The 13390-nt window shown below is 66.7% G+C and carries 12 protein-coding genes; 7 read left to right on the top strand and 5 right to left on the bottom strand.

Going from position 1 to position 13390, the window contains the following annotated elements:
• Positions 1–15: 15 nt before the first annotated feature.
• Together METH_RS04715 and METH_RS04720 are read left to right on the top strand one after the other, a co-directional pair.
• Positions 16–828, top strand: a complete 813-nt coding sequence (locus METH_RS04715) for an alpha/beta fold hydrolase (RefSeq protein WP_024089273.1) — start codon at positions 16–18, stop codon at positions 826–828.
• On the top strand, positions 825–1973 hold the full coding sequence (locus METH_RS04720; RefSeq protein WP_024089274.1) for an alpha-D-ribose 1-methylphosphonate 5-triphosphate diphosphatase: 1149 nt from the start codon (positions 825–827) through the stop codon (positions 1971–1973). The genes METH_RS04715 and METH_RS04720 overlap by 4 nt, the downstream gene beginning before the upstream one ends.
• Positions 1974–2112: 139 nt before the next feature.
• On the opposite strand, the gene METH_RS04725 is transcribed toward METH_RS04720, so the two are convergent.
• The 3 genes from METH_RS04725 to METH_RS04735 all read right to left on the bottom strand — a co-directional run bounded on the left by METH_RS04725 (position 2113) and on the right by METH_RS04735 (position 5224).
• Complete coding sequence (locus METH_RS04725) at positions 2113–3201, bottom strand: 5-(carboxyamino)imidazole ribonucleotide synthase (RefSeq protein ID WP_024089275.1); 1089 nt, start codon at positions 3199–3201, stop codon at positions 2113–2115.
• On the bottom strand, positions 3194–3682 hold the full coding sequence (purE, locus tag METH_RS04730; RefSeq protein ID WP_024089276.1) for a 5-(carboxyamino)imidazole ribonucleotide mutase: 489 nt from the start codon (positions 3680–3682) through the stop codon (positions 3194–3196). Before purE ends, METH_RS04725 begins: the two co-directional genes overlap by 8 nt.
• A gap of 246 nt (positions 3683–3928) precedes the next feature.
• Positions 3929–5224: a uracil-xanthine permease family protein gene (locus METH_RS04735; protein WP_245602952.1), complete on the bottom strand. Its 1296-nt coding sequence runs from the start codon at positions 5222–5224 to the stop codon at positions 3929–3931.
• 251 nt (positions 5225–5475) lie between these two features.
• On the opposite strand from METH_RS04735, the gene METH_RS04740 reads away from it, so the two are divergent.
• Positions 5476–7515, top strand: coding sequence for an NADH:flavin oxidoreductase (locus METH_RS04740; RefSeq protein WP_084013761.1), 2040 nt, complete (start codon positions 5476–5478; stop codon positions 7513–7515).
• A 179-nt stretch (positions 7516–7694) separates the two neighbouring features.
• Here METH_RS04740 and METH_RS04745 read toward each other — a convergent pair whose 3' ends face one another.
• Entirely contained in the window at positions 7695–7919 is a 225-nt protein-coding gene (locus METH_RS04745; protein WP_024089280.1) for a YdcH family protein, read from the bottom strand.
• A 181-nt stretch (positions 7920–8100) separates the two neighbouring features.
• Here METH_RS04745 and METH_RS04750 point away from each other — a divergent pair, with 181 nt between their 5' ends.
• From METH_RS04750 to METH_RS04765, 4 genes are all read left to right on the top strand, one after another.
• Complete coding sequence (locus METH_RS04750; RefSeq protein WP_024089281.1) at positions 8101–8514, top strand: Hsp20 family protein; 414 nt, start codon at positions 8101–8103, stop codon at positions 8512–8514.
• Positions 8515–8519: 5 nt separating this feature from the next.
• Positions 8520–8744, top strand: a complete 225-nt coding sequence (locus METH_RS04755) for a DUF1150 family protein (protein ID WP_024089282.1) — start codon at positions 8520–8522, stop codon at positions 8742–8744.
• A gap of 126 nt (positions 8745–8870) precedes the next feature.
• Positions 8871–9755, top strand: a complete 885-nt coding sequence (locus METH_RS04760) for a PhzF family phenazine biosynthesis protein (RefSeq protein ID WP_024089283.1) — start codon at positions 8871–8873, stop codon at positions 9753–9755.
• 204 nt (positions 9756–9959) lie between these two features.
• Positions 9960–11192, top strand: a complete 1233-nt coding sequence (locus tag METH_RS04765; protein WP_024089284.1) for a class I SAM-dependent methyltransferase — start codon at positions 9960–9962, stop codon at positions 11190–11192.
• Between the two features lie 114 nt (positions 11193–11306).
• On the opposite strand, the gene METH_RS04770 is transcribed toward METH_RS04765, so the two are convergent.
• A complete protein-coding gene (locus METH_RS04770; protein ID WP_425412323.1) occupies positions 11307–13370 on the bottom strand; it encodes a bifunctional sulfate adenylyltransferase/adenylylsulfate kinase in 2064 nt (687 codons plus the stop codon).
• Positions 13371–13390 lie beyond the last annotated feature (20 nt).

Here is a 13390-nt window from a genome sequence, read left to right on the forward strand (position 1 = left end):
GCTTATCTGGGGCGCATGTTGTCCTGTTTGAAACCCGCCGCCCTGCCTGGCGTTCTGCCCGCCGCCCTGGCTGCTGCGCTGGCCGCGGCCCTGCTGCTGCCGCTGCCCGCTGCCGCCGAATGCGTGATTCTGCTGCACGGGCTGGCGCGGTCCGGGACCTCATTCGCGGTGATGGAGGAGGTGCTGCAGTCGCGCGGCTATGATGTGGTGCGGCCCGGGTATGCCTCGACCGAAGACACCGTCGGGGTGCTGGCGGATGACACCCTGCCAGCGGCTTTTGCTGCCTGCGGCGCGGCGGAAACCCATGTGGTGACCCATTCGATGGGCGGCATCCTGCTGCGCTATTGGCTGCAGGATCACCGCCCGGACACCCTGGGGCGGGTGGTGATGATGGGGCCGCCGAACCAGGGCAGCGAGCTGGTCGACGAGCTGGGCGATTGGGAGGTGTTCGGGCTGTTGAACGGCCCGGCTGGGCTGCAGCTGGGCACCGGCCCGGACGGCCTGCCGGGGCGGTTGCCGCCGGTGGATTTCGAGCTGGGGGTGATTGCCGGCAGCGAGACGCTGAACCCGCTGTTCTCGGCTCTTATCCCGGGGGCGGATGATGGCAAGGTCTCGGTTGAAAGCACCAAGGTGGATGGCATGGCGGCGCATCTCACCCTGCCGGTCACCCATACCTATATGATGAACAATCCGCAGGTGATGGCGCAGGCGCTGCATTTCCTGGAGCAAGGGCGGTTTGAGCCGTCGCTGACCTGGCTGGCGGCGGCGGAGGAGATCATCACCGAGGCCTGCCAGTTGAACGGCGGCTGTGAAGAGGCGGAAGAATGACTTTGGACCTGACCCTGCAGGGCGGCGATGTGCTGCGCCCCGGCGGAGTGGAGCATGGCGGCGCGATTGCCATAAGCGGCGGCCTGGTGGCGGCGGCACCCGCGGGGCGCCGGGTGGATCTGACCGGCTATCTGGTGCTGCCGGGGATTGTGGACGCCCATGGCGACGGGTTTGAACGCCATCTGGCGCCGCGCCGCGGCGCGATGAAGCAGATGGCGGAGGGGGTCGTCGCGGCCGAGGCGGAGCTGGCCGCCAATGGCATCACCACGGCGGTGCTGGCGCAGTTCTACTCCTGGGAGGGCGGTTTGCGCGGCCCGGAGTTCGCGGCCCAGGTGTTTGAGGGCATCAAGGCGGTGCGCGGCAGCCTGGTGACAGAGCTGCTGCCGCAGCTGCGGTTCGAAGTCCATATGCTGGAGGATTATGCCGGCCTGGCCGCCAGGGCGGCAGAGTGGCAGGTGCCGTATGTGGTGTTCAACGACCACCTGCCGCATGAGCGGCTGGCGGCAGGCAAAAAGCCGCCGCGGCTGACCGGGCAGGCGCTGAAGGCGGGGCGCAATCCGGAGGTGCATTGGCAGATGCTGAAGGATATGCACGCCCGCAAGGACGAGGTGCCCGGCAGGCTGGATGCGCTGTGCCGGGAGCTGGCGGCGCAGAATGTGCGGCTGGGCAGCCATGACGATCAATCCGCCGAAGACCGGGCCGTCTGGCGCGCGCGCGGTGCGCGGATTTCCGAGTTTCCCGAAACGCTGGAGGCGGCAGAGGCTGCGCGGGCGGCAGGCGATCCGGTCATTCTCGGCTCGCCCAATGTGGTGCGGGGCGGCTCGCATAAGGGCAATGCCTCGGCGGTGGAGCTGATCGCCATGGGGTATTGCGACGCGCTGGCCTCGGATTATCACTATCCCAGCCCGCGCCGGGCGGCGCTGATGCTGGAACGCTCAGGCTTGCTGGACCTGGCAGCCGCGTGGCGGCTGGTCTCGGAGGGGCCGGCGCAACTGCTGGGGCTGCAGGACCGCGGACGGCTGGAGGCAGGCAAGCGCGCCGATATCCTGGTGCTGGACAAGGCAACCCAGCGGGTTGCGGCGACGATCTCGGCCGGGCGGGTCAGCTATATGTCGGGGGAGGTTGCGGGCCGCTTTCTGGGCTAGGGGGCGGCGCCGCGCATCAGGCCGGCTGGCCCTCTTTGCGGCGCGTGAAACCGGCGGGGCCGCTTTCACAGGTCTTTCTTCTTTGGCCGGCCGCGTCGTCTTGCCGGGAATACCCTGGAGTCCGGGGTGGCGCCCCGGCTCAGTCCTGGGCTTTCACCACCCGGTTCACATGGCCCATCTTGCGGCCCGGCTTGGCCTCGGCCTTGCCATAGAGGTGGAGGGCGCAGTCGGGTTCTTTCGCCAGCTCCGGGATGCGGTCCACGTCAGCGCCGATCAGGTTTTCCATCACCACATCGGAATGGCGCCGGCCGTCGCCCAGCGGCCAGCCGGCCACCGCGCGGATGTGCTGTTCGAACTGGTCGACGGTGCAGCCGTTCTGGGTCCAGTGGCCGGAATTGTGGACCCGCGGCGCGATCTCGTTGACGATCAGGCCTGCGGGCGTCACGAACAGCTCCACTCCCAGCACGCCGACATAATCGAGCGCGTTCAGGATCTTGCCGGCCATCAGCACCGCATCCATGCGCTGGCTTTTGCTGAGGCGCGCAGGCACGGTGGTGGTGTGCAGGATGCCGTCGCGGTGGACGTTTTCGCCGGGGTCGAAACAGGCGATTTCACCGTTCACACCGCGGGCGGCAATGACCGAGACCTCGTGGCTGAAGGTGACGAATCCTTCCAGAACCGAAGGCGCGCCAGCCATGGCGGTGAGCGCCTCGGCGGCGTCTTCAGGGGCCTTGATCCGGGCCTGGCCCTTGCCGTCATAGCCGAAGCGGCGGGTTTTCAGGATCGAAGGCGCGCCGATCCCGGCCAGGGCGGCGTCGAGGCCGGCCTGATCGGTGATATCGGCAAAGGGCGCGGTTGTGAGGCCCAGCTCCTGCAGGAAGGTTTTCTCGGTCAGCCGGTCCTGGCTGATCCGCAAGGCTTCACGGCCCGGACGGATCGGTTTCTGCGATTCCAGCAGGTCGAGCGCGGAGGTCGGGATGTTCTCGAATTCGTAGGTGATGACATCAACGGCGGCGGCAAAAGCTTTGAGCGCCCCGGCATCTTCATAACCGGCGGTGGTCACCCGGTCGGCGACATGGCCTGCGGGCGGGTTGGCGCCCGGCTCGAAAATATGCGTTTTGAAGCCGAGGCGGGAGGCCGCGACCGAGAGCATCCGGCCGAGCTGGCCGCCGCCGAGGATGCCGATAGTGGCGCCGGGCTGCAAAACCTGTGCGTGAGCTTCAGTCATCGGAGGGCTCCTCGGGGATGGAGGCGGAGAGCGCCGCGCGCCAGCCGTCCAGCCGCTGGGCCAGGCCTGCGTCCTGCAGCGCCAGGATGCCTGCCGCCATCAGGCCCGCGTTGGCAGCGCCGGCGGCGCCGATCGCCATGGTGGCAACCGGGAAGCCCTTGGGCATCTGCACGATGGAATAGAGCGAGTCGACACCGGACAGCGCCCGGGTCTGCACCGGCACGCCAACCACCGGCACGCGGGTCTTGGACGCCACCATGCCGGGCAGATGCGCGGCACCGCCGGCACCTGCGATGATCACCTGCAACCCGCGCCCGGCGGCGGATTTTCCGTAGTCCCACAGCCGGTCCGGGGTGCGGTGGGCGGAGACGATCTTGGCCTCATAGGGAACACCCAGTTCATCCAGGATGGTGGCGGCTTCCTTCATGGTGGGCCAGTCGGATTGGCTGCCCATGATGATGCCTACTTTGATGTCGGCCATGGCTGTTGGCTCCTGTCGCGGCTTGTGGAGCGCGCACTATAGGGAAACTGGGATTTGGCGCAATGCGGGTTGGAGCGGAAAACGGCCGGATTTGCCCTGTTTTATGAGGCTTGGCGCTTTGCCGCAGGCGGTCTGGCGGTTTGCTGCAGAGGGCTCCCGCCCGCGCGGGATGCAGGCAAGCTGCACCGCCGCCGCGGTTGGGCGTGGCGCCGCGCGGGCGCGCGGCGCCGGCGGCGCCTGGCGGGATCAGCCGCGCTGCTGCGGCAGGATCTGGTTCAGCAGCAGCCCGGCCACGCCGGAGAGGCCGATGCCTGCCAGGGTGAAGCCCTCGCCGAATTGCAGGGTCAGCCCGCCGAGGCCGATGACCAGAACGGTGGAGATGATCACCATGTTGCGGGCCTCGGACAGCGCCTCGCCCAGTTTGGCCAGCACGCTGAGGCCGACCACGGTGACCATGCCGAACAGCAGGATCATGATGCCGCCCATCACCGGCATCGGGATGGTGGCAAGGGCGCCCGAGAGCTTGCCCATGAACGAGAGCGCGATGGCGAAGATCGCCGCCCAGGTCATGATCGCCGGGTTGAAGGCGCGGGTCAGGGTGACGGCGCCGGTGACCTCGGAATAGGTGGTGTTGGGCGGTCCGCCCAGAAGGCCCGCGGCGGCAGTGGCAAGGCCGTCGCCCAGCATGGTGTTCTGGATGCCGGGTTTCTGCATATAGTCGCGCCGGGTCACATTGGAGATCGCCATGATGTCGCCGAAGTGTTCGATTGCAGGCGCAATGGCGACCGGCAGGATGAACAGGATGGCGGCGGGGTTGAACTCGGGCGCGACGAAGGCCGGGATTGCGAACCAGTCCGCCGCGGCCAGCGGCGCGGTGTCGATCAGGCTTTGCCCGGTGGCCGCCCCGAGGATCAGCGCGGCGGCGTAGCCTGCGGCGACACCGGCCAGGATCGGCACCACGCGCATGATGCCGCGGCCGAGGATTGCGGTCAGCATGGTGGTGCCGAGGGCCGCAGCGGCGAGCAGCAGGGCAGTGTTCCTGGGCATCACCTGGGTGCCGCCCGCCAGGCCGGTGGCCATGTTCACCGCCACCGGCGCCAGCGACAGGCCGATCACCATGATCACCGGGCCGACCACCACCGGCGGCAGCAGACGGTGCAGGAAACCGGCGCCAAAGGCGCGGATGGCGAAGCTGAGCGCCACGTAGAGCAGGCCCGCTGCCGCCAGCCCGCCGGTGGTCGCCGCCATGCCCCAGGTCTGCACGCCGTAGAGGATCGGCGCAATGAAGGCAAAGGACGACGCCAGGAACACCGGCACCTGGCCGCGGGTCACGATCTGGAAAATCAGCGTGCCAATCCCCGCGGTGAACAGCGCCACGCCGGGGTTCAGCCCGGTCAGAAGCGGCACCAGCACCAGCGCGCCGAAGGCGACAAACAGCATCTGGGCGCCGATCAGCGCTTGTTTCGGGGAGAATCTGTACGCGGTGTCCTGGAGTTCAGGCACCGGACTGCGGTCGCTGGTGGCGGTCATTGTCTGGCTCATCTTCTGGTTCAATCGGCCGGGTTATTCGGCCGGGTTATTCGGCTGTGCCGCCGGTGCCGGAACGGGCGGCGGGGCACAAATTGCGCCGCTGGTAAACGGAAAACCCGCTTTTGACCATCCGGTCAGACGGAGATTCCGCCTGCCGCGGGCGCGGTGTCGCAACAGCGCCCGGAAGATGCCGGTTTTCTGCAAGCCGGCCCGCGGCCGGGCCGGACCTATTGCAGGTGGCAGCACTTAACGGAGCGCACCCCATGATCCTGACCAATGACCCGCTTCTGCAGCCCTTGCAGATCCGCCACCTTACCTTGCGCAACCGGATCATGAGCACGGCGCATGCGCCCTCGTTTCAGGAGGGCGGCCATCCGCGCGACCGCTACCGGCTGTACCATGAGGAGAAGGCGCGCGGCGGCCTTGCGCTGACGATGATCGGCGGCTCGACCAATATCGCGCCGGACAGCCCTTCGGTTTTCGGGCAGCTTTATGCCGGCGATGACAGCATCCTGCCGTGGTTCCGGAGGCTGACGGAGGGGGTGCGCAGCCATGGCGCTGCGGTGATGTGCCAGATCACCCATATGGGCCGGCGCACCGCCTGGGATGACGGGCACTGGCTGCCGGTGCCGGGGCCGTCGGGTCGGCGGGAGCGGGCGCACCGGGCGTTTCCGAAAGTGATGGAGGTGGAGGACATCTCCCGCATTATCAAGGATTTTGCCGCCGCGGCTGTCAGGTGCCGGGACGGCGGGTTCGACGGGGTTGAGCTGCTGTCGCATTCGCATCTGCTGGGGCAGTTCCTGTCGCCGCTGGTGAACACGCGCGAGGATGACTATGGCGGTTCGCTCGACAACCGGCTGCGGCTGACGCTGCAGGTCCTGGAAGCGGTGCGCGCGGCGGTGGGGCCGGATCTGATCCTGGGGATGCGGGTCACCGGCGATGAGCTGACGGAAGGCGGGCTGAGTGCGGCTGAGTGCATCGAAGCGGCGCAGAAGATCGCCGCCACCGGGGCCGTGGATTTCCTGAACGTGCTGGCGGGGGCGCCCTATGACGATCTGGGGCTGGCGGGCTGGGTGGCGCCGATGGGACTGCCCGCGGCGCCGGATCTGAATGTGGCGGGGGCGATCCGCGCGGCGGTGGATCTGCCGGTGTTCCATGCCGGCGGCGTCGCCGATATTGCCACCGCCCGCCATGCCCTCCGCGAAGGCCAGGCGGACATGATCGGCATGACCCGGGCGCATATGGCGGATCCCTATCTGGTGGCAAAGCTGCGCCGGGGCGAGGAGGAGCGCATCCGCCCCTGCGTGGCGCTGGGCTATTGCGTCGACCGGGTCAATCAGGGCAAGCCCGCGGTCTGCGGCCATAACGCCGCAACCGGGCGCGAAGCCACCATGCCGCATGTGATCCCGCCTGCGCGTGAGCGGCGCAAGGTGGTGGTGGCGGGCGGCGGCCCGGCGGGGCTGGAGGCGGCGCGGGTGGCCGCCGAACGCGGTCATCAGGTGGTGCTGTTTGAGGCGGGCAGCAGGCTTGGCGGGCAGATTGCGCTGGCGGCCGAGGGCATGACCCGGCGCCAGATCCGGGGGGTGGCTGACTGGCTGATCTCCGAAGTGGAGCGGCTGGGCGTGGAGGTGCGCCTGAACGCCTATGCCGAGGCGGAGGACGTGCTGGATGAAGACCCGGATGCGGTGATCGTGGCGACTGGCGGCTGGCCGCAGCCCCGGGAGATCCCCGGCGGTGATCTGATCACCTCCAGCTGGGAGGTGCTGGGCGGCGCGGCAAGGGTCTCGGGCGAGGTGCTGCTGCTGGATGAATGCGGCGATCATGCCGCTCTGGTCTGCGCGGATGCGATGGCGCGGGCCGGCTGCACGGTCACGCTGGTGACGCCGGACCGGATGGCGGCGCATGACCTGGGGCCGACCAATTCGGCGGTGGTGCTGCGGGATCTTGCGCGGCAGGGGGTGGCGTTCGAGTGCTTTCTGGAGCCGCTGTCGGTGGCGGCCGAGGGCAATCGCAAGCGCATCACCCTGCGCCATGTGCTGACCGGGGCGGTGCAAGAGCGTGTGGCTGACCATGCGGTTTCGGAACACGGGGTTGCCCCGGCAGAGGATCTTTACCATGCGCTGAAGCCGTTGTCGCGCAATCTGGGTCAGCTGGATCATCAGGCCATGATTGCCGGAACCAGCCCCTTTGCCGCCATCAATCCGCAGGGCGGCTTCTGGCTGGCGCGGGCCGGGGATGCGGTTTCCGGGCGCAATATGCACGCTGCCATCTATGATGCGCTGCGGCTCTGCAAGGATCTGTAACCTGCAGTGAAGCGGACCCGCAGCGCGCCGTCAGGCGCGCTGCCATGCCCAACGGCGTCCGGCGCAGCCGGCTGCGCGGTAAAGCGGGCGGGAGACCCGGTGGAAACTGATAAAACACTGCGTTCTGCAGCGGCGTCCCTGCGGCTCAGGCGCGGGCCTGACTGGAGGCGGCGGCGCTGTCAGGCGATAATATCCGGGGTCAGCCGGTCTTCGATCAAGGCGATCTTGTCCTTGAGGATGAGCTTTTGTTTTTTCAGGCGGCGGATCGTCAGCTGATCGCTGGTGGCGCGTTCTTCCAGCGCGCCGATTGCCTCGTCCAGATCCCGGTGCTGCCTGCGGAAAACCTCCAGCTCAACCTTAAGGACTTCATCGGTCTTCATCGACACATCTGTGGGTGCGTTCATTGGCGACTCAGTAAAGCTTAGGATTGAAGTGAGGCTGAAGATACTTCCTTAACTGCTTTTCCGCTAGGCCTATGGGCACATGCTCTTGTGAATCCAGAAGGAACTTCCCATATTCTTCTGGAAGCGGCTGCCGGGACCGGGGCCGCGCGCATCCGTCGCTTTGGCATAAAGGACGAACACCGTGTCGAAACTTACCTTGGCCTCCTATCCGCATATGCTGGGATTCGAGCAGTTGGAACGTCTTCTGGAACGCTCGGCCAAATCGGGCAACGAAGGCTATCCTCCCTATAACATTGAACAGACTTCCGATCATTCCTACCGCATCACCCTGGCCGTGGCCGGTTTCGCCGAGGAGGATCTGGCGATCACCGTCGAGGACCGCCAGCTGGTGATCCGCGGCCGCCAGCGCGACGACAGCGAGGGGCGGGTGTTCCTGCACCGCGGCATCGCGGCGCGCCAGTTCCAGCGCATGTTTGTGCTGGCCGATGGTGTCGAAGTGGGCGAGGCAGTGATTGAAAACGGGCTGCTGCATGTGGATCTGACCCGTGCCCGGCCTGAAACCGTGGTCCAGACGATCAGTATCAAAAAGGGGTAAGAGCAATGCAAACACCGTTTGATTTCAGCCAGGGCGCGGAGCGGATCGTCTATGTGAAGGCGGTTGCGGTGGCGGATCTTCCCAAGGACGTGCGGGACAGCGCAGGCGGCCATGAGCAGCTTTATGCGGTGCATGACGCCGAGGGCGGCCAGCTGGCGCTGGTGGCCGACCGGCGTCTGGCCTATGTGCTGGCGCGCCAGAACGACCTGACACCGGTTTCGGTGCATTAGGGGCCGGCGGCGTTAAGGCTGCAGTCTGCAGCTGCCTGCAGATTGACTTCGGGCGACGGGCCCGCAAGATGGAAAAGGCGGGCAATGGCCCGCCTTTTTTGATGTCTGAGAAAACCGGGGGCGATGATGGCGCGCTATGATTTTGACTGGGTGGATGCCTTTGCGGGCCGCGCTTTTGGCGGCAACGGCTGTGCGGTGGTGCATCGGGCGGCGCATCTGCCGGAGGCGGTCTGCACCGCTTACGTGCGGGAGACCTCGCTGGTGGAATGCACCTTCACCGGCCCGTCGGAGGCGGCGGATGTGAAGGTGCGCTATTTCCTGGCCAGCCGCGAGATCCCCTTTGCCGGCCATCCGACCATTGCCACGGTGGCGGCGATGCGGGACCGCGGGCTGATCGAGGGCGGCAGCATCACGCTGGAAACCGGCGCCGGCATCGTGCCGGTGACGCTGGATGGCGATTTGATTTCGATGACCCAGGTGGCGCCGGAATTCGGCTCCTTTGCCGATCCCGCGCTGGTGGCGGCGGCGGTGTCGCTGCCGGTGGCGGCGATCGCAGGGCGGCCGCAGAAGGTGTCGACCGGGCTGCCGTTCTGCGTGACGGTGCTGAAGGACCGCGCGGCGCTGGAAGCGGCAGAGCTGAACCTGGAGGCGCTGGCCGCCCTGGGGCAGTCGCTGGGCGCCGATGGGATCGACATGATGGAGCCGTTTCTGGTGACGCTGGAGGGCGCGACGGAGGCGGGCGATACATTCTCGCGCCTTCTGATGGCGCCGCCCAGCCCGCCGGAGGACCCGTTCACCGGGTCCGCGACCGGCGCCATGGCGTCTTATCTGTGGCGTCACGGGCTGATGGAGAAGGCAGAATTCATCGCCGAGCAGGGCCATGGCCTTGGCCGTCCCGGCCGGGCACGGGTGGCGCGGATCGGGTCTGCGGATGCGATTGAGGGCGTGCAGGTGGCGGGCGAAGGCTTTGTGCTGATGCGCGGCACGGTGGACCTGCCGGACAGCGTTTAGGTTTCAGGGGATCTCCCGGCGCGTCCTGGCGCGTCCCGGCGCGTCCCGGCGGATCCTGCTGCGGGTCCTGCGCCATGACGGCGCGGGGGGCTGCCATTGCCCTGAGGGGGCGGGCGGTAAGCGCTTTTCCTTTACCGAATGTTAGAGGCGCGTGGCGGATAGTCTGAACAATCCGCATTTGCCTTAAAACAGGGAAAATAAAAGTTGCTTCAAAATCAGACGCCGCAGCCCTCTCAGACGTGCCAGCCTCAGGATGCCCGGGAGGCGGAAAGACTGGTCCAGCTGGCAAAATCCGAATCCCTGGGGGATGGCGGCGTCCGGACGTCGCAGATCCTCTCGGAGGCGCTGAGCGCAGATCCCTGCCACCACGAAGCGCAGGTGCTGCAGGAACGGCTGCATCAGATGTTTGTGCCCCGCTGGCATTTCCCGATGCTTGCCGACAAGGCGCGCAACCGGGCCTATGCCCAGGCCATCGCGGCCAAGGTGCGGCCGGGCGACGTGGTGCTGGATATCGGCTGCGGCGCGGGTTTGACGGCAATGCTGGCGGCACGGGCCGGGGCGAAACACGTCTATACCTGCGAGCAGCAGCCGCTGATCGCCGCGGCCGCGGCCCGTGTCATCGCGGAAAACGGATTGAGCGGCAGAATCACGGTCATTCCGAAATGGTCGCACGATATTGTCGTGGGCGAGGACATGCCGGAGCAGGCGGATGTGGTGATCTCGGAGATCGTCGATACCGTTCTGCTGGGCGAGGGGGCGCTGGCGACACTGACCCATGCGATGGCCGCGCTGGCCAAGCCGGGGGCGCGTGCGGTGCCTGAACGGGGCAGGCTGATGGCGCAACCGGTGGAAAGCGGCAAGCTGGCGGATCTCTGGCGGCCGCAGAAGGCCGAGGGATTCGATCTGAGCGCGTTTCACCGGTTTGCGCGTGTTGCCCAGCTGACGCCGAATGATCTGGAGACCTGCGGGATGCGGTCTTTGGGGCCGGCAACGGAGCTGTTCCAGTTTGACTTCACCCGGCCGGACATTGATCCGGCGCGGACAACCGGGGATCTTGTCTGCGCCGCCCCTGGCACCGTCCATGCGGTTTTTGTCAGTTTCGAGATGGACTTGGCCCCCGGCATTCAGGTGGCGAATGATCTGCAGTCCGGCGGCCATTGGGGGCGGACAGCGTTTTTGCTGGACCGGCCGCTGCCTGCCAAGACCGGCGCGCAGCTGCGGGTGACCGCGCAGCATGACGCGTCGCAGCTGAGCCTGTCGGTGCACGGACTGGCCCCCCGCGCCGGCGCTGCGGATTCTGCCGGCCTGTGGATGACCCGGGCGTGGAAGGGCGGGTATTCCCTGCAGGTCCGCGACGGGCTTGGCCCTGATGAAGCTGCGGTCTGGGCGCCGGCACATACCAAGGGTCCCGATCATCAGGCGCCGTCTTTCCACTAAAGAGGCGGGCCGGATGCAGCGGCCGGAACTGCCGCGCCGGGAAACGGAAACGGCCCGCCGATTGGCGGGCCGCTGTCTTGTTCAGTTCTGTCTTGTTCAGCTCTGGCGTCCGGATCAGCCGGAGATCAGACCCATGCTTTCCAGCTTCAGCAGCACCTGGTGGGCGCAGTTGTCGACGTCGACGTTTTCAGTCTCAACCGACAGCTCGGGGTTCTGCGGCACGTCGTAGGGGTCGGAAATGCCGGTGAACTCCTTGATCTTGCCTTCACGCGCCAGCTTGTACAGGCCCTTGCGGTCGCGGCGTTCGCATTCCTCGATCGTGGTGGCAACATGCACTTCGACAAAGGCGCCGAAGGCTTCGACGTCCTCGCGCACGGCGCGGCGGGTGGTGGCATAGGGTGCGATCGGCGCACAGATCGCGATGCCGCCGTTCTTGGTGATCTCGGAGGCCACATAGCCGATGCGGCGGATGTTGAGGTCGCGGTGCTCTTTCGAGAAGCCCAGCTCGCTCGACAGGTTTTTCCGCACGATGTCGCCATCCAGCAGGGTCACCGGACGGCCGCCCATTTCCATCAGCTTGACCATCAGCGCGTTGGCAATGGTGGATTTGCCGGAGCCAGAGAAGCCGGTGAAGAACACGGTGAAGCCCTGCTTGGAGCGCGGCGGCTTGGTGCGGCGCAGTTCCTTGACCACCTCGGGGAAGGAGAACCATTCCGGGATTTCCAGGCCTTCGGCCAGGCGGCGGCGCAGTTCGGTGCCGGAGATATTCAGGATGGTGACGTTGTCGCGGTCGGCGATCTCGTCGTTCGGTTCGTACTGGGCGCGCTCCTGCACATAGACCATGTGCTTGAAGTCGACCATTTCGCAGCCGATTTCGGACTGGTTGGCGCGGTACAGCTCCTGGGCATCGTAGGGGCCGTAGAAATCCTCACCTGCCGAGTTCTTGCCGGGGCCTGCGTGATCGCGGCCAACGATGAAATGGGTGCAGCCGTGGTTGGCGCGGATCAGGCCGTGCCAGACAGCTTCGCGCGGGCCGGCCATGCGCATGGCCAGGTTCAAGAGCGACATCGAGGTGGTGGCGGCGGGGTATTTGTCCAGCACCGCCTCGTAGCAGCGCACGCGGGTGAAGTGGTCGACGTCGCCGGGCTTGGTCATGCCGACGACCGGGTGGATCAGCAGGTTGGCCTGCGCTTCCTTGGCGGCGCGGAAGGTCAGCTCCTGGTGGGCGCGGTGCAGCGGGTTGCGGGTCTGGAACGCAACCACTTTGCGCCAGCCCAGCTTGCGGAACAGTGCGCGCAGCTCATTCGGGGTGTCGCGGCGGCCGCGAAAGTCATAATGCACCGGCTGCTGAATGCCGGTGACCGGACCGCCGAGGTAGATCTTGCCGGCCTGGTTGTGCAGGTAGTTGACGGCCGGATGCGCGTCGTCGTCGGCGCCGAACACCTTTTCCGCTTCGCGCGATTTGTTCGGCTCCCAGCGGTCGGTGACGGTCATGGTGCCGAGGATCACGCCTTCCTGGTCGCGCAGGGCAATGTCCTGGCCGATTTCGATGCTGCCGGCAAAGTCTTCGGACACATCCAGGGTGACCGGCATCGGCCACAGGGAGCCGTCGGCCAGGCGCATGTTTTCGACGACACCGTTATAGTCGTCTTCCGACAGGAACCCTTTCAGCGGGTTGAAGCCGCCGTTCATCAGCAGTTCCAGGTCGCAGATCTGGCGCGGGGACAGGTCCCAGCTGGTCAGGCCGGCTGCTTCGACCTTCAGTTTCTGTGCGCTTTCGTAGGAAACATAGAGCTCTGGGATGGGAGCCAGGTTGCTTTGCATAGGATGAGTCCTGTGTTTGAGAGGGGGCAGGCCGCTTGCCGCGCCTGTGAGTTCCGCGTGCAGCGCGTTGTATTCTGCGAGTTTGCGGGCGAGGAATTTATCGGTGAGACGCACTTTTTCCGCAGCACCCCGGGTGGTCAGGGAATAGGCAAACCGCTGCCGCTTGTCGGGGCCGGGGCGGTTGCTGATGGTGATCAGGCCGGTTTCCGCGGCACTGCGCAATTGCGTGTTCAGCCCGCCCAGAGAAATCCCCAGCGCCGCAGCCGTGGCCCGCTGCGATGCATCCGGCGCCGCATCAAGCTGGCGCAGGAGGCGGAAGAGCAGGTCTTCCTCGTCAGGGGTGGATATGGTCACGGTTTCAGGCACGGCTCAAC

This window comes from Leisingera methylohalidivorans DSM 14336, from assembly GCF_000511355.1.
GTDB lineage: Bacteria > Pseudomonadota > Alphaproteobacteria > Rhodobacterales > Rhodobacteraceae > Leisingera > Leisingera methylohalidivorans.